This is a genomic window from Halopseudomonas maritima (genome assembly GCF_021545785.1).
In the GTDB taxonomy this organism is placed as follows: Bacteria; Pseudomonadota; Gammaproteobacteria; order Pseudomonadales; family Pseudomonadaceae; genus Halopseudomonas; species Halopseudomonas maritima.
This window is the reverse complement of the sequence record NZ_CP079801.1, coordinates 2483454-2507392: the sequence shown is the minus strand read 5'-3', so window position 1 is coordinate 2507392 and position 23939 is coordinate 2483454. Positions and strand designations below refer to the sequence as shown.

Below are 23939 nucleotides of genomic sequence, written 5' to 3'. Positions count from 1 at the left end.
ATTGCCTGGCAACCTATATGGGGCCATTCCCACAACCTTCAAGGGGAGATCAAAAGACAGATTGAGAGGACTTGTAGACACCGGGAAAACTACTGTATAAACAACCAGAACAATCAACAGGAGCACGCGCCATGCTGGTCCATCTCGCGGTCAACAACTACGCCATCGTCGACAACCTGGAGCTGGATCTGGGCGGCGGCATGAGCGTGATCACCGGGGAAACCGGCGCCGGCAAGTCGATCATGCTCGACGCCCTGGCCCTAACCCTCGGCGACCGCGCCGACAGCGGTGCCGTGCGTCCGGGCAGCGACAAGGCGGACATTCTTGCCACCTTCGATATCAGCGACATCCCGGAGGCCCGTCAGTGGCTGGACGAACGCGACCTGACGCAGGACGACGAGCAAGTCATCCTGCGTCGCGTCATCACCGCAGAGGGCCGCTCACGCGGCTACATCAACGGCTCGCCCTGCCCCCAGCAGGATCTGCGCGCCCTGGGCGAAATGCTGATCGACATTCACAGCCAGCATGAACACCAGTCGCTGCTGAAAACAGAGACCCACCGCCGCCTGCTCGACGAATACGCCGGCGCCGGCGAACTGGCGCGCCAAGTTCAGCTCGCCGCACAGCGCTGCCGCCAGACCGAGAAAGCCCTGTTGCAGGCCAGCCGCCAGAGCGAAGAGCAAAGCGCACGCCAGCAACTGCTGACCTACCAGTTGGACGAACTGGACAACCTCAGCCTGCAGGATGGCGAACTGGATGAACTGGAAAACGAGCAGCGCCAGCTGGCCAGCGCCGACCAGATCCTGCACTCCTGCCAACAGGTCATCAACATCTGCAGCGAGAACGATGCCGGCAGCGTGCTCGAAGCCCTGACCGCCAGCCTGCAGCGCCTTGACGGCTTCAAGAATCACAGCAGCCAACTGGGCGAAGCCAGCGACCTGATTGCCAGCGCCCAGATTCAGATTGAAGAGGCCGTGGGCGAACTGACCCGCTATCTGGATCACTTCGAGGCCGACCCGGAGCGCCAGCAATATGTAGAAGAGCGCCTGAGCGCGATCTTTGAGCTGGCCCGCAAGCACCGCATTCAGCCGGCCGAACTGCCGGTTTTGCAGCAGCAACTGATTGACGAACTCGAAGGCCAGCAGCAACAGGCCGCCGACGCCGAGCGCCTGCAGGAAGAACTGACCGCCTATCAAGCCCACTATCGCCAGCTCAGCGAAAAGCTCTCGGCCCAGCGCAACAAAGGCGCCAGCAAACTGGCCAAGGCAGTGACCCAGGAGATTCAGCGCCTTGGCATGCCGGGCGGACGCATTGAGTTGCAACTAACCCCTCTGGACGCTGACAGCTACCCGGTCACCGGCCTGGAGAATGTTGAATTTTTGGTCAGCGCCAACCCGGGCCAACCCGCCAAGTCGCTGGCCAAGGTCGCCTCCGGCGGCGAACTGTCACGTATCAGCCTCGGCATCCAGGTGATAACGGCGCAAACATCCCGCGTGCCCACGCTGGTATTTGATGAGGTGGATGTGGGCATCGGCGGGCCAACCGCCGAGATCGTCGGCCAACTACTGCGCCAGCTCGGCGCCCGCGGACAGGTGCTGACGGTTACCCACCTGCCACAGGTCGCAGCGCAAGGCCATCAGCACCTGTTCGTACGCAAACAACAGACTCGCAGCAGCACCCGTACCTGCATAGACCAGTTGGACACTGAGGCCCGCATTCAGGAAGTCGCACGCATGCTGGGTGGCATTGACCTGACTGACGAATCGCTGGCCCACGCGCGCAAGCTGCTCAGCACCACCGCAGACTGAGCCAGAAAAACAAAAAAGCCGGGCGCAAAGCCCGGCTTTTTTCTCGCCGCAACAACTACTTCTGCGGCTTGCGGACGTACAGCACAAGATTGTGCTCGACCAGTTCGAAACCGTGCTCTTTAACGATCTCGCGCTGACGACGCTCGATTTCCGCATCGAAAAATTCAACCACCTCGCCCGTGTCCACACAGACCATGTGGTCGTGATGCCCGCCGTCAGCCAGCTCAAAGACAGCATGTCCGCCGTCGAAGTTGTGCCGCACAACCAGGCCTGCGGCTTCAAACTGAGTCAATACGCGATAGACGGTTGCCAGGCCAACATCTTCGCCCGCCTCCATCAATGCCTTATAAACGTCCTCGGCGCTCATGTGGCGCTCATTCGAGCCGTCCAGCATCTGCAGGATTTTCACCCGCGGCAGGGTGACCTTCAGGCCGGCTTTGCGGAGTTCTTGATTTTCAACCATGGGTAGTATTCTCGTTCAGCGCTTCGCAGGGCGGTATGAGTCGGGTATGATCGAGGCTTTTCAGCCATTCCACGATAGCGGATGTTAGCACGTGACGCGAAAAAGCTTTAATCGAAACCTTTGCATACTGTTATGCAGTGCATCTATTACCTTGCTCTCCGGCTGCGGCATTATTCCCGGCATATACAAGATCGATATCCAGCAAGGCAACGTCGTCACCCAGGAAATGGTTGATCAGCTGCGCCCCGGCATGACCACTCGCCAGGTGCGCTACATCATGGGCACCCCGCTGATTCAGGATACCTTTCATCCTAACCGCTGGGACTACCTCTACAGCTTGGAATCCGGCCACAACGATCGGGTGCAAGAGCGCATCAGCCTGACGTTTGAAGACAACCGTCTGGTTGGCTTGGCTGGCGACTTTATGCCCGGCCAAAGCACCGACGAACAGATCATGAGCGGTAGCGGCGTCGAGAGCTACCCGGTTGATCTAGGCGCACCGCTGGGCACCGGCGAGTAACGCAGCCTTTGCGGCAGTGCCGGAGACCGGCGCTGCCCGCTCAAACCGCCTCGCTAGTCTTCGCCTTTGGCCGCCTTGGCCTTTGCAGCGCGCTGCTTGCGCACCTCTTTTGGGTCAGCAATCAGCGGGCGATAGATCTCTACGCGCTCCCCCGCCTCCAGCACACGCTCATCAGGCTTGGGCACAGCCTTGCCAAAGATGCCCAGCGGACAGCTGTTCGGATCCAGCTCGGGGAAGTGCTGCTCAATACCAGACTGGCGCACCGCAGCGCGCATGGACGTACCAGCAGGCACCGTCAGCGACAGAATCTTCTGCTTGTGCGGCAGCGCATAGGCCACCTCCACCACCACACTCTTGTCAGCCACGCCAGGTCTCCTTGGCACGCTGACAGAAGGCATCCACCATGGCATTGGCAGCCTGATTGAACAGTGGCCCAAGGGTTGCCTTGATCAGGGCACCAGCGTACTCGAAGTGCAGATCAAGGGTAATCTTGCAGGCCGAGTCACTGAGCGCCTTGAATTCCCAGACACCGCGAAAGTCGCTGAAGGGCCCATCCACCAGCTGCAACGCGATTCGTTCGCCCGGCACCAGTTCGTTGCGCGTGGTGAAAGACTGGCTAACCCCGGCCTTGGCAATTTCCAGCCGTGCGCACATCTCATGCTCGGACTCACTGAGAATGACGGCCCCGGAACACCAGGGCAAAAACTCGGGGTAATGCTCTACCCGGTTTACCAGCTCATACAGATGACTCGCCGGGTAAGGCAGCAGAGCCGAGCGCTGAATATGCGTCATACGGTTATCACTTGGTCAATTCGGTTACAAGAATGATCAAAATGCCTGCGGGGGCAACATAGCGTAACAGCGAATAGACCAGCGAGAACAGGCGCTGATGCCGCAGCGCCAGCTCATCGCGGAACACATCACGGTCCAGCACCCAGCCGGCGAACAACACAAACAGCAGTCCACCCAGTGGCAGCATGATGCGACTGGTGAGGTAATCGATAGACTCAAAGAAGGTCATACCGCCCTCGCTGGTCCAGCGGAACAGGTGCCAGCCATCAGCATCGGTCACGAAGAAACGTGCATCTGCCAGCAGGTTGAACGACAGCACCGTCCCCAGACCAACTACCCAGCACAACAGTGCAATAACGGAGGTTACCTGACCACGACTGCGACCGGTGCGCTCGACAAAAAACGCCACCGCAGGCTCCAGCATCGAGATCGCAGAACTCCAGGCGGCAACAGTCACCAGCAGGAAGAACACCACACCGAACACGTTGCCCCCGGCGATATTGCCAAAGGCAATCGGCAGCGTCACAAACATCAGACCCGGCCCCTCGTTTGGCTGCAGCCCGGCGGCGAAAACTACCGGAAACAGCGCCATACCTGCCGTCAGCGCCACCACCGTATCCAGCAGGCCGACTGTCAGCACGGTCGAGCCAATCGACGCTTTGCGCGGCATATAGGCGCCGAACACCATGATCGACCCCACCCCGACGCTCAGCGTAAAAAAGGCATGGCCCATGGCAGCAAGAATGCCATCTGGCACCTTGGCCAGATCAAAATCGAACAGAAAGCGCACGCCTTCCATAAAGTGACCGGTGGTCATGCTGTAGCCCAACAGCGCCAGCAGCAGCACAAACAGCAACGGCATAAGGATGCGCAGCGTGCGCTCCAGGCCAGCGACCACGCCGCGGGCAATCACCCACGCGGTCAGCAGCATAAATAGCGAGTGCCAAATGGTCAGCCGCACTGGGTCGCCGGTCAGCCCGCCGAACCGCTCGCCAGCGCCGGCACCATCTATGCCGTTGAACTCGCCACGCAGCATGCCCAGAATGTAGTCCAGCGCCCAGCCCGCTACCACACTGTAGAACGACAGAATGAGCAACGCCCCGGTCATCCCCATGATCGCCGCCCAGGACCAACGCGAGGACGCCGCCGAACAGCGCGCCAGCGTGCTCAGGGTATTCACCGGGCTCTGCCGGCCCCGCCGCCCCAGCAGCGTCTCTGCCAGCATCACCGGCAACCCTATGAGCGCGATACAGATCAGGTACACCAGCACAAAGGCACCGCCGCCATAGACGCCGGTCATATAAGGGAACTTCCAGATATTGCCGAGGCCTACGGCAGAGCCGGTAGCGGCGAGAATGAAGACCCAGCGACTTGCCCAGATCCCGTGAATGGAGACAGCGTCGTTGCTCATGAGCGTTCCCGGTTAGCCCTGAAAAAAGGAAGGCATTGTCCAGATTTTGACCAACGCCCACAAGAGTCGGCTTGTTAATGAAGGGTAGGCCTACTGCACGAAAACTCCACGCTATAAACCTGCAAATACAGGTATAATCGCCGCCCATGAGCAAACCAAAGAAACCAGCGGCCAACAGCGGCACCATTGCCCTGAACAAAAAGGCCAAACACGACTATTTCATCGAGCAACGCTTTGAAGCAGGCATCGCCCTGACCGGCTGGGAAGTGAAAAGCCTGCGCGAAGGCAAAGTGCAACTGGTCGACAGCTACATCATGCTCAAAAATGACGAGGCCTTTCTGCTCGGCGCCCATATCACCCCGCTGAAGACTGCCAGCACCCATGTGATTGCCGACCCGACTCGCACCCGCAAACTGCTGTTGCACGCCCGCGAGCTGGACAAGTTGATCGGCGGCGTTCAGGCCAAGGGCTTTGCCTGCGTGCCGCTGGCACTGTACTGGAAAGGCCACCTGGTCAAATGCGAAATTGCCCTGGTGCGCGGCAAGAAAGACTTCGACAAGCGCCAGAGCCTGAAAGAACGCGACTGGGATCGCGAGAAGCAGCGTGTGGTACGCGAAAATAATCGATAATTTTTTTCACACTCGCGGAACCAACCGCAGAACACCCAGTCACAGCTTATGACAGGGGGGACGCTCCACCCACCTGTTTATGGTTTAAAGCATGTAACGCCCTATACCCTGACACGTCAGGGTATTTTTTTGTTCGCTCTCAGCAGTCCGGGCAACCCGCAACCCCGTGCATTTGGGCCCAAGCTGGGGAGCCTAGAAAGGCCCATATCAGCTCTCTGGTATCGGCTGACTTTTCACCTTCTCCGACCTCAGCACCCTCACCCAGAAAATCGTGTTAGATCAGAGCGCCAGCGCGTTCGCTCTTTCGGCACAAACCGCCACAAGGCGCTTTCTGCCCAGTACCTTCTTGCTTTGATGGGTCCTGGACGGAGGGCTGCTCTGCGCTCGCCGTTCGACCTGACCGAGCAACGCAGGCATGATAAACACGGACAGACTCAACGCAGCAGGCACCCTATGTCAGTCAAAAACCTGATGGTTATGCTCGTCACTCTCGTCACTGCCACTGCCTCACAGGCCGCCACCATGCGCTGCGCCGGCGGCATCATCGCTACCGGCGCCCTGCAGGCCGAAGTGCTTGAGCAATGCGGCGAGCCTGACAGCCGCCGGCTTACCCCGCGTCACATCGACCCCGACGGTTATCCAGCCGAGGGCAGTGTCACCGTTGAGCACTGGGCGTACGGCCCGAGCAACGGCATGGTCCGCGAGCTGCGTTTTATCGACGGCCGACTGGTCCACATCGACAGCAGCCGACGCTGACTCTACAGCGCGCAACGTGGGAGGACGGTTGAATGAAGTACATCTTTGAAGTGACCATCAAACCCGGCCACCGGGCCGAGGACTATGCCGAGGCCTGGGTTCGCGCCAGCGAGCTGATTCAACGCGCACCCGGCGCCCGCGGCACCGAACTGCACCGCAGCCTGCAATCGCCGGACAAGCTGATCGCCATCGCCCATTGGGACAGCAAGGCCCAGCGCGATGCCATGGAGAGCCAGCCCAACCCAGAGGTGGCGGAGATCATTCGTGGCGCGGCGCGCTTTTGCCAGATACGCCTGGTGGGTGAGTTTGACGAGCCAGAGTGGGTGGTTTTGCCTCCCGGCCTGCGCTAGCGCGCCTCCAGCCAGTCGCTGTACAACACCGGCTGCTCGTCGGACAGGCCGCGCTGCAGCAACTGCGCACGCAACGCCTCACGTTCGGCCACGGTGTCCAGCAGCTCGGCGGTGTTGCCGTCCAGCCGGTGCATTTCCTGCAGACCAAGGTGGTAAAAGCGCATTGCCAACAAAGCCTGCTCATCACCAGCCTCAACCCGCGCCCGTAGGGTGTGCAATTGGTTGGTGATACGCATCAGCGCCCGCTTCAGGCGCCAGCCGTAGACAGCCGATTCCATCCACTGCTGACCGGAAAACACCCAGCGCACCAACGCAAGGGTTATTCCCAGCCCCAGCAGCACGCCGGCCAGGTTCCAGCGAAAGTTGCTCCCCTCGGGACTGCCAAAAACCTGTACCAGCAGCGTCGACAGCCCCATGCCAAGGGCCGCAAACACCAGGACCAGGATCAGGCTGCTGCGGCGGGTCTGCTGGCGAAAGTGTTCGGGGTTACGGTGTTCAATGCGGAACAGCTCGGTCACGACAAGCTACCTGTCAATTGTTCAAGGACCGACAGTGTACGCGCTTGGAAAGCAGAGCGGTCGATTGTTGCCTGGGCGCCAACGCGTTACCATTGACGTCTATCGGGCCTGCTGTCGCTGCACAGCCTCTCCGCCCACCTCCCATCTTCAAGGAAACGCTGCGCCGATGAATCGACGTCATTTCGCCTTCCTGCTTGCCCTGGGTCTGGCGACCCTGCAAGGCTGCGCGACCTATACCACACCTGCAGCCGGGGTAAACATGTCTGCCCTGGGCGACGGCGATATCAGTGAGCTGATGTCGCTGGAGCCTGCAGCCGAGTTCCCAGCCCGCCTGGCTGTGGTCCGCGTACAATCGTCCGGTTACCGCTCGCTGACCGCCGACAGCTATGGCCGCGGGCAATTCAGCGTGGTCACCACCCGCGATATAGAAAGCAACGAAGACCTCGAGCGACTGGCAAGTCAGGAGCAGCTGAGCGCCGTGGCGTCCATGACCCGGCTTATTCTGCCCCTTGAACTCAATACCCTGCGCGACCTGCGCCTGGGCGCCGCACGCCTGAAGGCCGACCTGCTGCTGGTATACACACTGGACACCAGCTTCAACGTGGAAAGTACCACACTGGGTCCGTTGTCGGCCGTGACGCTCGGTTTTCTGCCGAACAAGCAGGCCTTTGTCAGCGCTACCACCTCAGCCCTGCTGGTCGATGTGCGCACCGGTTTCATCTACGGCGCTGCCGAGGCGACCGAGCGCGAGTCACAGCGAGCCACCGTGTGGAACAGCCAGGCCGCCATCGACTCCGCTCGCCAACGGGCTGAAGCGGCCAGCTTCCATACGTTCGTAGGTGAATTCGAACGTTTGTGGACAGCTACGCTGGCGGAGCACCTGGCGACCAATGAACCTGAACCGGTAGCACCACCAGCACCCACCCCCGCGCCCACGCCGGCCATCACACCAGCACCGCCGCCCGCGCTGGACCCGACACCCGGCACCTACACCTTCTAAGGGCTTGCGCCGACAAGCCGGCGCGCCCTGTGCGAGTGCGCGCGCCAAGCTGCTCCCTGGTGACCGCTGCTGCCGGCGGCTGTCTGCTGGCAGCGCCAATGCAGCCGCTCACCAACCGCAACCTTCACCTGGCCAGCACCACCCGGTTGCGCCCCTCGGTCTTGGCAGCGTAAAGCGCTGCATCGGCCTGTCGCAGTAACTGGTCAAGCTCATTACTGACCGGCGCTGCATACCACACCAGGCCGATACTCACAGTCACCTGCACCGTGCCACTATCAGCCAAGGTCACCGAGTACTCCAGCACGCTGCGCCGTATGCGTTCAGCCATCGCCTGGGCGACCTGCAGACTGACGCCCTCTACCATCACGGAAAACTCCTCGCCGCCACTGCGTCCGAAGATGTCCTGCTTGCGCAACGATTGTTCAACCACCCTCGCAAACTCCTGCAACACCAGATCACCAGCGCCGTGGCCGTGAGTGTCGTTGACCGATTTGAAGTGGTCGATATCCAGCACCATCAGGGCGACCGAGTTCTGGCGTTCACAGGCCAGGTTGAGCAGCGGTTGCGCCCGCCCGACAAACCCGCCGCGATCCAGCACTCCCGTCAGGTGGTCATGGCTGGCCAGATACTGATAGCGCTGCAGCAGGTCGTTGCGCGCCGTATTCACACAACCAACGGTCAGCGGCCCCAGCGCAATCAACGCGATGCCCAGACGAGTGGAGAACAGCGCGTCCAGGTAGGCGTGCGACTCCGTCTCCCCCGTCAGGGTGCCGCTGATCAGCGACATCATCAGCAAACTGGTTAAGGAGGACAGTATCGCGGTGGTAGTGACCGAGTAGCTCAATGCACACCACAGCAATGCAGGCACCGGCAACCCCATGCGGCCAGGCCCGTCGAGCTGCACGGCAAGCAGCAACGAGGCAGCCAACAAAACCAGCGGCAGGCTGCGCGGGGCGAGATGGCGCGCATTGGTTAGCCCGCTTCGACGCTCGAACCGTACCAGCATCAGCGGTAGAAAAAGAATGCCGTTGACCAGCTCGGAGCTGAACCAGAAGCCGGCCATATGCAGCATGCCGGCGCTGAACATTTCAGGCGCAGCGGCGCGCACCAGAAGACTGCCGAACAGGGTCGCGGCCAGCGCTCCACCGACGCAGGCGAGCAGGATGTACAACACCACCGCCGGGGTATCCAGCCGCGCCTCACCGGGGTTGAAGCGACGAAATATCGCAGCGCCCACAGCCACAAAGGCCAGGTTGGCCAGAACCAGCGCCGCCGAGCGCTCCGGTGCAGTACCCAGTATCAGATCCGGCAGCAGGTAGGCAACCAGCGCCCCCACCCAACCGAGCGCAGAGAACAGCCAAGGCAGCCGCAGCATCAACCCCAGCAGCAGTGCGTTGGCTGGCCAAAGCGTTGCCAGAAACCCCTCTGGCCGGGTCATTACACCAAACAGGGAGGCACCGAAAACCAGCGCAAACATCAGCAGCAGTCCCAGCGCCATATGGCGGCGCTCGAGGCGATGCTGCGGCAGCGAGAAGAGGGCTGAAAGGCTCGTCATAGCTATTACGTTCCTTAAAACTACGGCCAACACAGCGGCAAGCATAACGCACCCCCCGGCCCGTTGCCGGGAACCTTGCCCGCAAACCTCAGACTAAATCGGAAACCAGCGCCCTAAACCGCCCCCTATTGGGCAGCGAGGAACACATGAGCATCACCGCAGGGACGCCATTGGCAGCGGACGCGCCGCTGTTCATTGTGCTCAACACCGGCTCCGGCAGCCACCGGGGCAATGAGGTAGAAGACACCATCGGCCAGGTACTGACGACGGCCGGCCGCCGTTTCGAGATGTTCAGCGTGCGTGGTGGCAAAGACCTGGACAGCACCGCACGCCAAGCACTTGAGCGTGCCCGCAGTGAGCAGGGCGCCGTGATTGCTGCCGGCGGCGACGGCACCCTCAACGCTGTCGCCAATGTAGTACTGGGCTCGGGCGTGCCCTTTGGCATCCTGCCGCAGGGCACGTTCAACTATTTTGGCCGCACGTACGGCATCTCCCAGGACACAGAAACCGCAACCCGCTGCCTGCTCGATGCGGTGATCGAGCCCGTGCAGGTGGGTCTGCTCAACGGCCGCGTGTTTCTGGTCAACGCCAGCCTCGGTTTATATCCAGACCTGCTGGAAGACCGCGAGACCTACAAGCAGCGCTACGGTCGCAGCCGCTGGGTGGCGCTCTGGTCCGCACTGGTCACGCTGACCCGCGCGCACCGTCAATTCAGCGTGCAGCTGGAAACCCGCGAGCAACTGCGCCACCTGCGCACCCAAACCATCGTGGTCGACAACAACGCGCTGCAGCTGGAGCATATCGGCATTGACGAGCAGGCACGCCTGGAGCACGGCAAACTGGTTGCCATCACCGCCCGTCCGCTCGGCACCCTGGCGCTCTACGGCATGGTGTTGCGCGGCCTGCTGAGCCGCATGGGCGACGCCGATCAGGTCAGCAGCTTTGGCTTCAGGCGCATGCGCGTGCGCCTGGGTCACCGCCGGCGCCGGGTGAAAGTAGCAATGGACGGCGAAATCTGCTGGATGCAGTCCCCCTTGCTGTTTCAGGTTGCCGATCAGCCACTGCCGCTACTGGTGCCCCGTGACGACAGCCAGCGGGAGCGCGCATGACTCGTATCCTGCACCTGTCTGACCCGCACTTTGGCACCGAACAAGCGGACGTAATGAACGCCCTGCTACAGTTGGTGCGCGAGCAGCGCCCGTCCCTGGCGTTGCTCAGCGGCGACATCACCCAACGCGCTCGCCCCCAGCAGTTTCGCCAGGCTCGACGCTTCATGACGCAACTGGGAATCCCCATACTGGCAGTACCTGGCAACCACGACATGCCGCTGTTCAACCCCTTCAAACGCCTGCTGCGGCCCTATGGCCATTATCAGGACAACTTTGCCGCTGACCTGGAGCCCTTGCTGGAAACCGATTGCCTGCTGGTCGTTGGAGTCAACTCCTCGCGCCCGGACCGTCACAAGAATGGCGAGCTGACCAGCGCGCAGATCCAGCGAGTGGAGCACCACCTGCAGCGGGCCAGTGCTAGCCAGCTGCGTATTGTGATGCAGCACCACCCGGTGCGCGCCGTCGAAAGCTCGGACCGCAGCAACCTGCTGATCGGCGGCGATCAGGTGGTGCCTCGCTGGGTGGATGCTGGCCTGGACCTATTGCTGGCCGGGCACATTCACCTGCCCTATGTCCGCCCGCTCAACGGTCAGCACAGCACTCGCCGAGCCTGGACTGCCCAGGCTGGCACCGCGCTGTCGTCGCGAGTGCGCGGCGAGGTACCCAACTCGGTCAACCTGATCGAGCACAGCACCGACGGCCCCTTTCACACCTGCGCCATCGCCCGCTGGGACTACGTCGACACCAGCCGCAGCTTTCGGCTCTACAGCCACACCGACCTGGCACTGGATCGCAGCGGCTAGGCAACAGAGCATCTCCCCACGAGCAACGCCAGCCAGGCAGCCAGCCGCGTATACTGGCCAGCCGTTTTCCACTGGCAGGTACCCATGACCGAACTGAGTTTCGTGCAATATGCGTTGATCGGTCTGATCTTTGTGTGGAGCGGCTTTGTCCGCTCGGGCCTGGGCTTTGGCGGCGCGGTGCTGTCATTACCCTTTCTGCTGCTGGTGCACGATGACCCGCTGGTCTTCCTGCCGCTGATTGCCGCCCATCTGCTGCTGTTCTCCTTCCTGACGGTGTTTCTCAACAACCGCCGACGCAGCACGGACAGCGCCCAGCCAGACACCGCCGGCGGCACCGTCGACTGGCGTTATCTGGGACACATGCTGGCGGTGATGATGATTCCCAAGCTGATCGGCGTGTTTGGGCTGCTGACCCTGCCACCGCAGATCATGAGCCTGATCATCTTTGTCATCGTCTCCGGCTATGCGTTGTCGTACATCTTCAACCGCCCCTTTCGCAGCAACAGCCGCTGGCTGGATACGTTGTTCCTGATGCTGGGCGGCTATATCAGCGGTACCTCACTGATTGGTGCACCGCTAATCATCGCCGTCGCCGCGCAACATATTGCCCGCGAGAAACTGCGCGATACCCTGTTCGTACTCTGGTTCGTACTGGTCTCTATCAAGATGGCCGCCTTCGTCTGGGCCGGTGTGGACCTGCAGCTGATCCACCACCTGTGGCTGCTGCCCTGTGTCACCGTCGGCCACCTGATCGGCTTGCGCTTTCACAATCGCATGCTGCACGACGATAGTGGGCACTTCTTCCGGGTACTGGGCGTCACCCTGCTGGTTACCAGCGCCGTTGGCCTGGGCAAGGTATTGATGACCTGATCGGCAAACTGCGTCTATCCTTGGATGCAGCACACAAGGAGAGACACCCATGCATGGACTGACGCTCTACAGCAACCCGCAATCCCGTGGCCGGCTGGTGCACTGGATGCTTGAAGAACTGCATACCCCGTACGAGACCGTGTGGATCGACTACGGCGAAGAGATGAAAAGCCCCCACTACCGTGCCATCAACCCGATGGGCAAGGTGCCGGCACTGGTGCACGGTGACCTGCTGATCACCGAGTGCGCGGCCATCTGCGCCTACCTGGCAGATCGCTTCCCGCGCGCCCAACTGGCGCCACCGGTTGATGATCCGCGCCGGGCGGCCTATCTGCGCTGGTTGTTCTTTAGCGCCGGCCCGCTGGAACAGGCGGTGACCGCCAACACTCTGGGTTGGCGCGCCGAACCGGGGCAAGAGCGCATGCTCGGCTTCGGCTCGCTGAACGACTGTCTGGACACCCTGGAGCAGGCGCTGCTGGGCGGGCCGTGGCTATGCGGCGATCACTTCACCGCCGCCGACCTCTACCTCGCTGCGCAGCTTGGCTGGGGACTGATGCAGGGCAGCATCGAAGCGCGACCGGGCTTTGCCGAGTTTGTTGCCGCCGCCAATGCCAGGCCGGCCGCTGAGCGTGCGCGCGCGCTGAATGATCAGGCCGCTGCGTCCTGAGAGTGCAGCTCCTCGGGATGGCGCTGCTCACGGCGCCAGGCCAACACAAACAGCAACAGACCGATCAGCGCGGTGCCGGCGCCCACATAGCCGGTCACCGTCCAGCCCAGCCCAGCGCTGATCGCCAGTCCGCCGAGCCACGGGCCCAGTGCGTTGGCGACGTTGAACGCCGCGTGGTGTGACGCGGCTGCCAGCGTCTGGGCATCGGCTGCGACATCCATCAGGCGGGTCTGCAGCGGCGGCGACAATGCCACCATGGTGCCAACCAAAAAGGCCGCCAGCAGCGCACTCCACAGCGTGTGCACGGCAAAGGGGAACAGCAGCAGCACGCCAATGCTCCACAGCAATACCACACCCACCGCGCCAAACTGCAGCCGCTCAAACAGCCAGCCACCGGCCAGATTACCCACCAGGGTGCCCGCGCCAAAGGTTGCCACCGCCAGCGGCACCACCAGCGGTGCTACGCCGGTCACTTCCAGCAGGGTCACCGCCAGATAGCTGAACACGCAGAACATGCCAGCAAAGCCAATCGCCCCGATACCCAGCGCGTACCACACCTGGATGCGCCGAAAGGCTTGCAACTCCGCCAACGGATTACTGCGCGCCACGCCCCGCTCCAGCGGCAGGAGCAAGGCAATCAACAACACCGTCAGCAGCGCAATGACCGCCACCGCGACAAAGGCGTAACGCCAGTCAAACTGCTGACCAAGCAAGGTAGCCAGCGGGTTACCCAAGAGAATCGCCAGGGTCAGCCCCAGCATCACCAGACTGACGGCAGCGGCGCGCTTGTTGGGCGCCACCAGCGAGGCCGCCACCAACGCCGCCACCCCGAAGTAGGCGCCATGCGGCAAGCCGGCAACAAAGCGCGCCAGCAGCAGGCTGTGGTAATCGGGCGCCAGCGCACTGGCCAGATTGCCCAGCGCGAAAAACCCCATCAACAGCAACAGCAGGTGACGCCGATACAGGCGGGCACCAAAGATCGCCAGAATGGGAGCCCCAACCACCACGCCCAGCGCGTAACTGCTGATCACATGCCCTACCTGAGGTTCCGTGACCGCCAGATCTGCGGCAATGGTGGGCATCAGTCCCATGATGACAAATTCACCGGTGCCGATACCAAAACCGCCTACCGCCAGCGCCAGCAAGATCAACCAGGACAGGCTGCGGGCAGGGGTTTGAGCGGAGGTTTGAACAGCGGCATCGGATAGGTCGGTGGACAGCTCGGACATGCGTACTCCTGGGACCTGTTGCCGTTACGGCAGGTTGCAAAGCGCGCCATTATTCCTGCTTTGCCGGCCATCGTGAAGGGATGATTCGATATTTTTGGTAATTAGGAATAATTTGTCGCCAGCGCCGCGCTGCTCAGCAATATCTGCTAGCCGCCGAGCGTCAAACGGCATCAGGCTGGTATGCTGGCCCGCCGAGTTTCGCCGGAGACCCCATGTGGGAGCTGAGTAGTTATATTGGCCTGTTTCTGATCGCCCTGGGCGCCGCCACCGTACTGCCGCTGCAGTCGGAGTTCGCCCTGGTGGCCATGCTGCTGAGCGGCCACTACGACCCGCTGCCGGTGCTGCTGGTTGCCTCCGCGGGCAACCTGCTGGGCGCCATGCTCAACTGGTGGCTGGGCCGCTACATTACCCACTTTCAACAACGCCGCTGGTTTCCGCTGACGCCCGAGCGCCTGGCCCGCACCCAGGCGGCCTACCACCGCTGGGGCTATTGGTCACTGCTGCTGAGCTGGGCGCCTTTTATCGGCGACCCACTGACCATTGTTGCCGGCGTGATGCGCGAGCCGCTGTGGCGCTTCACCCTGATTGTCGCCGTGGCCAAAGGCGGGCGTTACCTGCTGTTGACCGCTGCAACGCTGGGCTAGCTCCTGCTACCGCCGGCTGGCGATATAAAGCGCTTCCACCTTCTCCCTGGCCCAGGGCGTTCGCCGCAAAAACTTGAGACTGGAATTCATGCTTGGCTCGTGCAAAAAGCAATTGATCGGCACCTGACGCCCCAACTCCTCCCAGCCATAGCGCGCGACCAGCCATTCCAGCAGCGCCTTCAAGGTCACGCCGTGCAAGGGGTCTGCGGAGCGCGGTGACGGGTTTGATGACATGCTGTTTTCCTCACATAGTCGATATCGCGCATTCTACGCCAGAACAAGAATGCTAGAATTCGCCGCTTCCAGCCAGCCATTCGCGGACTCTCAACGTGCCTCAGCCAGCCTCCGACTTTGACGTGATCGTTCTCGGCGCCGGCGCCTCCGGCCTGATGTGCGCGGCCACCGCCGGGCAGCGCGGGCGCCGGGTGCTGGTACTGGAGCGCGCTAAGCGGATCGGCAAGAAGATCCTGATGTCCGGTGGCGGGCGCTGCAACTTCACCAACTACAGCGTAGAGGCGGACAACTTTCTGTCCGCCAATGCGCACTTCTGCAAATCGGCGCTTAACCGCTACACCCAATGGGACTTTATCGAGCTGGTTGGCCGCTACGCCATCGACTATGAAGAGCGCAAGCACCAGCAACTGTTCTGCCGTGACTCGGCCAAACCGATTCTCGACATGCTGGAAAACGAATGCCTGCAAGCCCAGGTGGACATTCGCACCCAGTGCGAACTGAACCGTGTTGAGCACCATGAGAGCGGCGGCTTTACCCTGCACGTTGAACAACAGGGCCGCGCACTTACCTTTGGCTGCGTCTCGCTGGTGGTCGCCACCGGCGGCCTGTCCATCCCTACCCTCGGTGGCAGTGGGCTGGGCTACCAACTGGCCGAACAGTTTGGCATGCAACTGGTACCCCGGCGCGCAGGGCTGGTGCCCTTCACCTTCAGCGATGCCATCAAGCCGTTGTGCGAGCGGCTGTCGGGGCTCGCGGTGGACGTCAGCGTGAGCTGCAACAATCGCCACTTCAGCGAAGCCATGCTGTTTACCCATCGCGGGCTGAGCGGCCCGGCCATGCTGCAGATATCCAGCTATTGGCATAACGGCGACAGCATCAGCATCGACCTGCTGCCCGCCCTCGACGCCACCGCCTGGCTGCTCGATGAAAAACAGCAGCAGCCACGCGCACGTCTGAAAACCCGGCTGGCCAATCAGCTACCGCGCGCACTGGTCACCGAATTACAGGCATTGTGGTGGCCTGCGGACGACGACACTGCGCTGGCGCAGATGCCCGACCGCCTACTGCGCGAGATCGGTGCCAACCTGAACGCCTGGCAACTCAAGCCCTCTGGCACCGAGGGCTACCGCACCGCCGAGGTAACACTGGGCGGCGTGAGCACCGATGACATCAGTTCCAAGACCATGGAGGCCAAAGCCTGCCCCGGCCTGTATTTTGTGGGCGAAGTGGTGGATGTGAGCGGCCACCTGGGCGGTTTCAACTTTCAGTGGGCCTGGTCATCCGGCTACGCCGCCGGGCAGTTTGTCTAGTTGCCGCTCACAACGCCAACGCCACACTCAACATCAACAGATCACCCTCCATGCGCCGCTCGCTGTCCAGGTCATGCAGCCACTTGCCAATCAGGCTCAGCTGCTGCTCGCCCACCTGCAGCGTGGTCATAAACGCTGGCCCCAGGCCGTAACCGCGCCCGCGAAAGCCCTGGTTCAGAAACGCAGGGATGCCGCCGTCATCGTCGGTGGTCTGGTGATACCAGTAACCAGCCACCCCAAAGGCATGGGTCGCTGCCGGGTGATAGGCCGCCAGCCAGTCGAGGTGAAACTCGTTGCCGGTGCGGTAGTCGGTTTCCGGATTACGGGCATTGAACAACAGACCAGCGGTACCCGACAGCTCCCAGCCCTTCTCGTGCAGCCAGGAGTAGCTGACATTGGGGTCGAGCGCCCAGTAATGGCGTCCGAGATTGACCTTATCGTCGCGATCGTACCTGCCCACCGGCACCGATACTCCCAGCGCCAGGGCCGTGTTGTGACGTCCGGACTGCCAGTTCACTTGAAAGGGAATCAGGTAAGGGTCGCCCATGCCGCCGCTGTCACCGTTGCCGAAGGTGCCAAAGCCCGGCCCCTGCAGCCGTGCATCCACATTCACGTCCAGCACCAGCGGCAGCACCATTGCGGCGCTGTAGCGCCCGCCCAGCAGTTGCCAATCGGTGACCCAGGACAGCTTGACCATGTTCAGCCAAAGCGTCTGCTCCAGCCCGGCATCCGCGCGCCCGCCCAGCGGCCGGGCATTGATCTCGGCTTCGTAACGAATCAGGTCATTGCGCAGGTAGACCCCGGGCGGCAACGGCATGGCCACGGCAAAGTCGTTGAAGGTTCCTTGCAGGTAGACACTGCCGCCACCCTCGGACGCTTGTGCAGACAGCGGTGCCAGTGCGCACAGCAGGGTAGCGACGAGTAAACGGGAGCGAGTCATGCAGCGCCTCCAATGGCAAATTGACGTCCCCGACAGGTATAGCCCAGCGAATGCCAGGCGGCCACTCAGCGGCGTCGGCTCGGGCGCAGAGCCAGCAGCAGCAACACCATCAACACGCCATACCAGAACACATTGAGATGCTGCGCGTGGCGACTGAAAAAACTGCCGCCACTGCTGGCCGAGTACGGCAGATCCACCAGCATCTCGGCACGGCTGAACGCGGGCGTGCCAGCCACCGCTCGGCCGCTGGGTACGACCGCAACCGATGGACCGTTGTTGATCAGGTGCAGCATCGGCACGCGATTTTCCACCGCCCGCATGATCGAGATGGCGCGATGCTGAAAGGGTTGCGAGGTCTCGCCAAACCAATTGTCCTGCGAGACAAACAGCAGCACCTTGCCACCACCATCCTCGCCTATGGCTTCAGCAATAAACTCCGGAAACGCGGTTTCGTAACAGATTTTGGGGACCACCCGCATATCGTCAACCGGGAACTCGACATGCTCCTGCCCGGCGCCGACCTCACGCAGATAATCACCCAGAAACCGGGTGGTCAGCCAGTTAACGCCAGGCAACGTCCAGAAACCCGGCAGATATTCGCCAAAGGGTACACGCAGCATCTTGCGGTACTGGTCAACCAGTGCACCCTCCTGGCCGAGCCAGCCGACGGTGTTGTAGCTGATCGGCGTGGCGTGGCGATGACGCGTTTCCACATCGTGGAAGAACAGCTCCGAGGACATGCCAAGAATCTGGTCAGCCCAGGCCTGGCGCACGCTCTGCTGGTCAAAGTAGCCCTTGTAGCGTGCCTCTGGCCAGGCGATCCAGCGTGCGCCAGCGGCCGACAGTCGCCGGGTGGCCTCCATCTCTTCGGGGTATTCGCGTGAGTACCCCGCTGGTGGCGCCGGAATACGGCGCGTTGGAGCATCGTTCGGTTGCACCAGGCCAATGCGCATGCTCGGCCAGAGCGCGGCTTGCCGATCCCAGTGCGCCAGAGTAAACCAGCCATAGCCAAACCAGGCCAGCACCAGAGCGCAGGCAGCAACCAGCGGCACCACCCGTCCCCCACCGAGATTGCGTTGCAGCACTTGAAACAACAGCATGCTGACCAGCAACATGAGCATATCCATACCCTGGGCACCGACCAGATCGACACCCTGGATCGCCAACACAAAAGCGGCCTGGGTTTCGCTGAAACGGATATCAAACAGCGTGGGATACAGTGCACATGCCACCACAATAACCAGTGGAAAACTCAGCAGATCAAGTTGAGGCAGGCGTCGTGATATCAACCGAAACAGCAGGCAGCCCGCAGCAATGGACGCGCCGGCGTAAAGCCAGAACAAGGACGCCAGCAACACACTGACCGGCACCGACAGGCCTTTGAGGTGGATAGCGAAGTCGACCATCCAGTAGGCGGTGCCGATGTAGAACAAGGTACCGCACACCCAGCCCAGCAACGCCGCCTGCCGCAAACTGCTGCCCTGCAGGGCAAACAGCAACGGCACCCAGCCGATCCAGGCGCTCCAGTACAGGGCACCATCAATCCAGGGCAGGCACAGCAGGCCACCTGACAACGCCGCCAGCAGCAGGCGCGTCAGGGCACGCTGACGCATCCTGGCGCACAGGGTTGCGGGCGAGCCGCACACCAGATCAGAGTCACCCACCGCCGCCATACCCACATACTCCACAGCCTGGCCGGCGCGCAATCCGGCGAAATATCAACGCAGGCCACGACAATAGAAAGCACCTCCCGCACTGCCCATCCCCTGTACGGGTGAAGCAGCGCTGGCCGCCTGCGCGCAAAACTCGCTATGCTTGGCGCTTGCCAGCAACAAGGAACTCGCCATGCCCCACTGGATGACAGGCCTGCTGACCTGCCTGCTGATTTTGCTGAACACCCTGATCGGTATTGGCCCGATGTTGTTGCTGGGCCTGATCAAGTTGCTGCCCTGGCCGCCGCTGCAGCGCGTCTGTTCTGCCGGCGTGATGTGGATCGCCGAGACCTGGGCGGAGGGCAACAAGGCCATCTTTGCCCTGCTCACGCCGACCCATTGGGACATCCGCTGCAACGCCGAGCTGAGCAGCAAGCACTCCTATCTGGTTATCAGCAACCATCAGTCCTGGGTCGATATCCCGGCGCTGGTGCAAGCGTTCAATCGCAAGACGCCCTACTTCAAGTTCTTCCTCAAACGCGAACTGATCTGGGTGCCCTTTCTGGGCCTTGCCTTCTGGGCACTGGATTACCCCTTCATGAAGCGCTATAGCAAAGCGCATCTGGACCGTCACCCCGAGGACCGCGGCAAGGATCTGGAGATCACCCGCCGCGCTTGCGAGAAGTTTCAGGACCTGCCGGTCACGGTAGTCAATTACCTGGAAGGCACACGCTTTACTCCGGCCAAGCAGCAAGCGCAGCAGTCGCCCTATCGCCACCTGCTCAAACCCAAGTCCGGCGGTATCGCCTTCGTAGTAGCGGCATTGGGCGCGCAGATGCGCACCGTGCTCGACGTCACCATTGTCTACCCCGAGGCGCGCCCACCGGGCTTCTGGCGGCTGGTCAGCGGTCAGGTTGAGCGCGTCATCGTCGACATCCGTGAATGCCAGCTGCCGACCGACCTGCTGCACGGTGACTACAGTGAAGATGCCGCCTATCGAGCAGCCTTCCAGCAGTGGGTCTCCGATTTGTGGCACACCAAGGACGAGCGCATCAGCGCCCTGCGCGCCGAAACCGACGCAGCAGACTGCTGAGCACTCGGCACAGAGGCGCTCAGCCAGCTGCTCCCAGGGCAGCCAGCGCCTCGTGCAGCGACTGCACCGGCAAACTCAGCGCAGAACCAACTTCCGCATTGCACAGCGCGCCCTTGCTGACGTTCAGCCCTCTGGCCAGATGAGGGTCATCGCGCAAGGCGCGCGCCACGCCCTTGTTGGCCAGCGCCTGCACAAAGGGCAAGGTTGCATTATTCAGAGCCTGCGTCGCGGTACGCGCCACAGCGCCAGGCATGTTCGCCACGCAGTAGTGGACAACCCCGTCTACCAGGTAGGTCGGATCCGCGTGCGTGGTTGGCCGTGAGGTTTCGGCACATCCGCCCTGATCAATCGCCACGTCGACCAGCACACTGCCGGCCGGCATGCGCCGCACCAGCTCGGCACTGATCAGCTTGGGGGCCGCCGCCCCCGGCACCAGCACCGCACCCACCACCAGGTCTGCATCGAGCAAGGCACTTTCCACTGCAACCGCGGTGGCATAGCGCGTCTGAATACGGTTGCCGTACTGGGCATCCAGCCCACGCAGCACATCAACGCTCTTGTCCAGCACCTCAACCTGTGCACCAAGGCCAACCGCCATAGCCACAGCGTTGCGGCCAACTACCCCGCCGCCAAGAATCACGACCCGTCCCTGGGGCACGCCCGGCACGCCACCAAGCAGCACCCCGCGTCCACCACGTGCTTTCTCCAGGCAGCCAGCACCCGCCTGAATCGCCATGCGCCCGGCCACCTCGGACATCGGGGCCAGCAACGGGAGGCGGCCAAGCTCATCGGTCACCGTTTCGTAAGCAATACAGGTAGCGCCAGAGGCGAGCAAATCGTGGGTCTGCGCCGGGTCTGGCGCCAGATGCAGGTAGGTAAACAGGGTTTGCCCCGGGCGCAGCAAGCGACGTTCCTCGGCCTGAGGTTCCTTCACCTTGACGACCAGCTCGCTGTCGCTAAACACCTGCTCCCGCGACACCAATCGAGCGCCCGCCTCACTGTAGTCATCGTCAGTAAACCCGATCGCGCTGCCAGCGCCAGACTGCACCAATAACTGGTGCCCATGGGCGCTCAGCTCGCGCACCGAATCCGGCGTCAGCCCGACCCGGTATTCGTGGTTCTTTATCTCTGTCGGCACACCGATAAACATGATTGCTCGCCTCCTCACTGCTCGTCAGGAACCTGACCTACAGTGTAGAAGAGCCTCAGACTGCTACAACCGCAGCCTCACCCCTCCGGTGGCGCAGCCTTGTCGGCGTCGGCCAGGCGTTCCGTCGCCGCCGTGCCCGCCAACTCGGCGCCCAGCGGGTAATGCTGCCCGGCGGCAACAACCTGATCGCGCCCACTGTGCTTGGCTTCGTACATGCGCCGGTCGGCGGTGCGCAGCAGCGCACTGAGATCGGCACCGTCCTCGCCCAGGGCCGCGACACCGGCACTAAAGGTGATCATCACCTTCTGCTCGTCAACCTGCAGCGGAGCCTGGGCCAGCTGCTCGCGCAGCCCATCGGCCAGGGCCGCCGCCTGCGACAGGGTCGCCCCTGGCAGCAACAATGCAAACTCCTCACCGCCAATACGGCAGGCCAGATCCGACTCCCGCAAGCGTGCAGCCAGCAGTTTTGCCGTGTGCTTCAACGCGCGATCTCCCACCTCGTGGCCGAAGCGATCGTTCAGCCGCTTGAACCAGTCCAGATCCAGCACCACCAGCGACAAGGCCTGGTTGCTGCGTTCAGCCTGGCTGCGCATACGAGCAAATTCGTCGGTCAGGCGCATGCGGTTGGCCAGGCCTGTCAGGCTGTCGGTGCCAGCAAGCTCAATCAAGCGCAACTCGTTATCAACCCGACTGCGCTCGTAGATATGCGAGAACACCATCATTGCCAGACTACTGAAACCGATGTTGGCGACCACGACCACCTGCAGCAAGAGGGTATCGCCGCTCAAATAGCGCACGTTGAAAGCCAGCACACCCAGGCCGATAAACACCAGAGACATCCAGAAACCGCCGCGCCGACCAAGCAGCAGATAAGAGATGATGGGAATGGTCTGAATCCAGGCGAAGACCGTAAAGGAGGTGTTGGGCAACACCAGCGCATATTCCATGATGCAGAAAAACGGCACCAGATATGCCACCGTCCAACGCCAAAGATAGCGGGTGGTTCCGATAATCGTCAGCAGCGCACCGGCGAACAGGGCATAACCCACCTCCAGACATGCCAACAAGTAGAGCCCGCGAGAAAAGTTGATAGCCGCAAATACCATCCCGGCCACAAGAGTGATCCAGAGCAGCGCACGCAGCACCGAGCGGCGATGTTCCTCACTCTGTACTAAACGCTCCGGCATCAACTTCCCCATTCAAGTTCACAGCAGCCGCCCGCCTTCAGAATAGACCGCGGCACTGCCTGTAGCCCGGAAATGTGCGGCCTTTCTCCGAAAAAGACCCGACATTTCTGCAAGATTGCTTCTCAAGAGGTCAATAAGTTGTCATGCTTGGACGGCACGCTGGCTATTGGCCATGCGTTTTTTTCGGCCGTCACCACGATAACTAAAGCTCCGCTGCATAGATTAGCAACCAGGACCAGACCGTGAGTGCTATCCCACTGCTCGTATGCGACGACTCCAACATGGCTCGGAAGCAACTGATCCGAGCCCTGCCGGCCAACTGGCCGTTTCGCATCACCCAAGCCACCAACGGCCTAGAAGGCCTGGAAGCAATTCGCCAGAACCACGGCCAAATCGTTCTGCTGGACCTGACCATGCCCGAGCTGGACGGCTTCGGCGTGCTGGCAAGACTGCGCGAGGAAGGTCTCAGCGCCGAGGTGATTGTGGTATCTGGCGATGTTCAGGAAGAAGCCGTGCGCCGTGCCAAGGCACTGGGCGCCCGGGCTTTTCTGAAAAAGCCGGCCGACCCTATGCAACTGGCGGAGGCGCTCAACTCCCTCGGGGTAGACGTTCCCCTGGCACCGGTGCCGGCAGCGGAGGAAGACGTTTACCGGCCGCTGCCAAACGTCTCCTTCCGCGACGCCTTCCGCGAGGTGTCCAATGTCGCCATGGGGCGCGCGGCTGATCTGCTCGGGCGGGTACTGGGAGTCTTCATCAAACTGCCCATCCCCAACGTCAACATTCTGGAGGTGGGCGAGCTGCACATGGCATTGGCAGACGCGCAGCGCGACGAGCGCCTGTCGGCGATCTGTCAGGGCTACATCGGCGGCGGCATCGCCGGCGAGGCACTGCTGATTTTCCACGACTCGGAAATCGACGATGTTGCCAAGCTGCTGAACACCCTGCCTGACGAAAGCGCGCAGCTGGAAATGCAGCTCGACCTGGCCAGCATTATTATCGGCGCCTGTCTCAACGGCCTGTCCGAGCAGCTCAACATTACCCTATCCCAGGGCCACCCGCTGGTGCTGGGACAGCATTGCCCGATTGAGGATCTAATCCGTATCAACCAGCGGCGCTGGAAGCGCACCCTGGCCGTGGAAATCAGCTACGGGCTGGAGAACCTCGACATCCACTTCGACCTTCTGTTGCTGTTCACCGAAGACTCGGTACCCAAGCTGCGGGAGCGACTCGACTACATGATCGATTGATC

The 23939-nt window shown here is 61.9% G+C and carries 25 protein-coding genes and 1 pseudogene; 14 read left to right on the top strand and 12 right to left on the bottom strand.

Annotated elements, in window-relative coordinates:
• The first annotated feature begins 131 nt into the window (after window positions 1-131).
• Window positions 132-1808, top strand: a complete 1677-nt coding sequence (gene recN / locus HV822_RS11520) for a DNA repair protein RecN (protein WP_238870144.1) — start codon at window positions 132-134, stop codon at window positions 1806-1808.
• Window positions 1809-1863: 55 nt separating this feature from the next.
• Here recN and fur read toward each other — a convergent pair whose 3' ends face one another.
• Window positions 1864-2271 (bottom strand): ferric iron uptake transcriptional regulator, encoded by a 408-nt coding sequence (gene fur / locus HV822_RS11515; RefSeq protein ID WP_238870142.1) that lies wholly within the window; start codon window positions 2269-2271, stop codon window positions 1864-1866.
• A 124-nt stretch (window positions 2272-2395) separates the two neighbouring features.
• Here fur and HV822_RS11510 point away from each other — a divergent pair.
• Window positions 2396-2737, top strand: a pseudogene (locus tag HV822_RS11510) (outer membrane protein assembly factor BamE); the annotation flags it as partial.
• A gap of 107 nt (window positions 2738-2844) precedes the next feature.
• Here the strand turns inward: HV822_RS11510 and HV822_RS11505 are convergent.
• From HV822_RS11505 to HV822_RS11495, 3 genes are read right to left on the bottom strand one after another with little or no spacing between them, the layout of a single operon-like run.
• Window positions 2845-3156: an RnfH family protein gene (locus HV822_RS11505; protein ID WP_238870140.1), complete on the bottom strand. Its 312-nt coding sequence runs from the start codon at window positions 3154-3156 to the stop codon at window positions 2845-2847.
• On the bottom strand, window positions 3149-3583 hold the full coding sequence (locus HV822_RS11500) for a type II toxin-antitoxin system RatA family toxin (protein ID WP_238870138.1): 435 nt from the start codon (window positions 3581-3583) through the stop codon (window positions 3149-3151). Before HV822_RS11500 ends, HV822_RS11505 begins: the two co-directional genes overlap by 8 nt.
• 7 nt (window positions 3584-3590) lie before the next feature.
• On the bottom strand, window positions 3591-4994 hold the full coding sequence (locus tag HV822_RS11495) for a sodium-dependent transporter (protein ID WP_238870136.1): 1404 nt from the start codon (window positions 4992-4994) through the stop codon (window positions 3591-3593).
• Between the two features lie 146 nt (window positions 4995-5140).
• Between HV822_RS11495 and smpB the strand changes: the two genes are divergently transcribed.
• The 3 genes from smpB to HV822_RS11480 all read left to right on the top strand — a co-directional run bounded on the left by smpB (window position 5141) and on the right by HV822_RS11480 (window position 6729).
• Window positions 5141-5623, top strand: coding sequence for an SsrA-binding protein SmpB (gene smpB / locus HV822_RS11490; RefSeq protein WP_238870134.1), 483 nt, complete (start codon window positions 5141-5143; stop codon window positions 5621-5623).
• A 453-nt stretch (window positions 5624-6076) separates the two neighbouring features.
• Window positions 6077-6379, top strand: a complete 303-nt coding sequence (locus HV822_RS11485) for a DUF2845 domain-containing protein (RefSeq protein ID WP_238870133.1) — start codon at window positions 6077-6079, stop codon at window positions 6377-6379.
• A 32-nt stretch (window positions 6380-6411) separates the two neighbouring features.
• Window positions 6412-6729 (top strand): antibiotic biosynthesis monooxygenase family protein, encoded by a 318-nt coding sequence (locus HV822_RS11480; protein ID WP_238870131.1) that lies wholly within the window; start codon window positions 6412-6414, stop codon window positions 6727-6729.
• Here the strand turns inward: HV822_RS11480 and HV822_RS11475 are convergent.
• Complete coding sequence (locus tag HV822_RS11475) at window positions 6726-7238, bottom strand: DUF3087 family protein (protein ID WP_238873594.1); 513 nt, start codon at window positions 7236-7238, stop codon at window positions 6726-6728. The two genes, HV822_RS11480 and HV822_RS11475, sit on opposite strands and share 4 nt — an antisense overlap.
• A gap of 175 nt (window positions 7239-7413) precedes the next feature.
• Here HV822_RS11475 and HV822_RS11470 point away from each other — a divergent pair, with 175 nt between their 5' ends.
• Window positions 7414-8247 carry a hypothetical protein gene (locus HV822_RS11470; protein WP_238870130.1) on the top strand — a complete coding sequence of 278 codons (834 nt, stop codon included), beginning with the start codon at window positions 7414-7416 and terminating at the stop codon, window positions 8245-8247.
• 124 nt (window positions 8248-8371) lie between these two features.
• Here the strand turns inward: HV822_RS11470 and HV822_RS11465 are convergent, their stop codons facing one another.
• Window positions 8372-9802 (bottom strand): GGDEF domain-containing protein, encoded by a 1431-nt coding sequence (locus HV822_RS11465; protein ID WP_238870129.1) that lies wholly within the window; start codon window positions 9800-9802, stop codon window positions 8372-8374.
• Window positions 9803-9948: 146 nt separating this feature from the next.
• On the opposite strand from HV822_RS11465, the gene HV822_RS11460 reads away from it, so the two are divergent.
• From HV822_RS11460 to HV822_RS11445, 4 genes are all read left to right on the top strand, one after another.
• The gene (locus HV822_RS11460; protein ID WP_238870127.1) at window positions 9949-10911 is read left to right on the top strand and encodes a diacylglycerol/lipid kinase family protein; all 963 of its coding nucleotides are present in this window, start codon (window positions 9949-9951) and stop codon (window positions 10909-10911) included.
• Window positions 10908-11714, top strand: a complete 807-nt coding sequence (locus HV822_RS11455) for a metallophosphoesterase family protein (RefSeq protein WP_238870126.1) — start codon at window positions 10908-10910, stop codon at window positions 11712-11714. Before HV822_RS11460 ends, HV822_RS11455 begins: the two co-directional genes overlap by 4 nt.
• An 84-nt stretch (window positions 11715-11798) precedes the next feature.
• On the top strand, window positions 11799-12584 hold the full coding sequence (locus tag HV822_RS11450) for a sulfite exporter TauE/SafE family protein (RefSeq protein WP_238870124.1): 786 nt from the start codon (window positions 11799-11801) through the stop codon (window positions 12582-12584).
• Between the two features lie 49 nt (window positions 12585-12633).
• Window positions 12634-13251 (top strand): glutathione S-transferase family protein, encoded by a 618-nt coding sequence (locus HV822_RS11445; protein WP_238870122.1) that lies wholly within the window; start codon window positions 12634-12636, stop codon window positions 13249-13251.
• Here HV822_RS11445 and HV822_RS11440 read toward each other — a convergent pair.
• Entirely contained in the window at window positions 13233-14480 is a 1248-nt protein-coding gene (locus HV822_RS11440) for an MFS transporter (protein WP_238870121.1), read from the bottom strand. The genes HV822_RS11445 and HV822_RS11440 overlap by 19 nt on opposite strands.
• A 212-nt stretch (window positions 14481-14692) precedes the next feature.
• Here HV822_RS11440 and HV822_RS11435 point away from each other — a divergent pair, with 212 nt between their 5' ends.
• Entirely contained in the window at window positions 14693-15124 is a 432-nt protein-coding gene (locus tag HV822_RS11435; protein WP_238870119.1) for a YqaA family protein, read from the top strand.
• Between the two features lie 6 nt (window positions 15125-15130).
• Here the strand turns inward: HV822_RS11435 and HV822_RS11430 are convergent, their stop codons facing one another.
• A complete protein-coding gene (locus HV822_RS11430; protein ID WP_238870117.1) occupies window positions 15131-15358 on the bottom strand; it encodes a VF530 family protein in 228 nt (75 codons plus the stop codon).
• A gap of 155 nt (window positions 15359-15513) precedes the next feature.
• Here HV822_RS11430 and HV822_RS11425 point away from each other — a divergent pair, with 155 nt between their 5' ends.
• Window positions 15514-16668 carry a BaiN/RdsA family NAD(P)/FAD-dependent oxidoreductase gene (locus tag HV822_RS11425; RefSeq protein WP_238873593.1) on the top strand — a complete coding sequence of 385 codons (1155 nt, stop codon included), beginning with the start codon at window positions 15514-15516 and terminating at the stop codon, window positions 16666-16668.
• A 7-nt stretch (window positions 16669-16675) separates the two neighbouring features.
• Here HV822_RS11425 and HV822_RS11420 read toward each other — a convergent pair whose 3' ends face one another.
• Together HV822_RS11420 and lnt are read right to left on the bottom strand one after the other, a co-directional pair.
• Window positions 16676-17608, bottom strand: a complete 933-nt coding sequence (locus HV822_RS11420) for a SphA family protein (RefSeq protein WP_238870116.1) — start codon at window positions 17606-17608, stop codon at window positions 16676-16678.
• Window positions 17609-17673: 65 nt separating this feature from the next.
• Window positions 17674-19281, bottom strand: a complete 1608-nt coding sequence (gene lnt, locus HV822_RS11415; RefSeq protein ID WP_238870115.1) for an apolipoprotein N-acyltransferase — start codon at window positions 19279-19281, stop codon at window positions 17674-17676.
• A gap of 172 nt (window positions 19282-19453) precedes the next feature.
• On the opposite strand from lnt, the gene HV822_RS11410 reads away from it, so the two are divergent.
• Complete coding sequence (locus HV822_RS11410; protein ID WP_238870114.1) at window positions 19454-20353, top strand: acyltransferase; 900 nt, start codon at window positions 19454-19456, stop codon at window positions 20351-20353.
• Between the two features lie 19 nt (window positions 20354-20372).
• Here the strand turns inward: HV822_RS11410 and ald are convergent, their stop codons facing one another.
• Window positions 20373-21503, bottom strand: coding sequence for an alanine dehydrogenase (gene ald, locus HV822_RS11405; protein WP_238870113.1), 1131 nt, complete (start codon window positions 21501-21503; stop codon window positions 20373-20375).
• 77 nt (window positions 21504-21580) lie between these two features.
• Window positions 21581-22690, bottom strand: a complete 1110-nt coding sequence (locus HV822_RS11400) for a GGDEF domain-containing protein (RefSeq protein ID WP_238870111.1) — start codon at window positions 22688-22690, stop codon at window positions 21581-21583.
• Window positions 22691-22932: 242 nt separating this feature from the next.
• Here HV822_RS11400 and HV822_RS11395 point away from each other — a divergent pair, with 242 nt between their 5' ends.
• A complete protein-coding gene (locus tag HV822_RS11395; protein WP_238870110.1) occupies window positions 22933-23937 on the top strand; it encodes a response regulator in 1005 nt (334 codons plus the stop codon).
• Window positions 23938-23939: the final 2 nt, after the last annotated feature.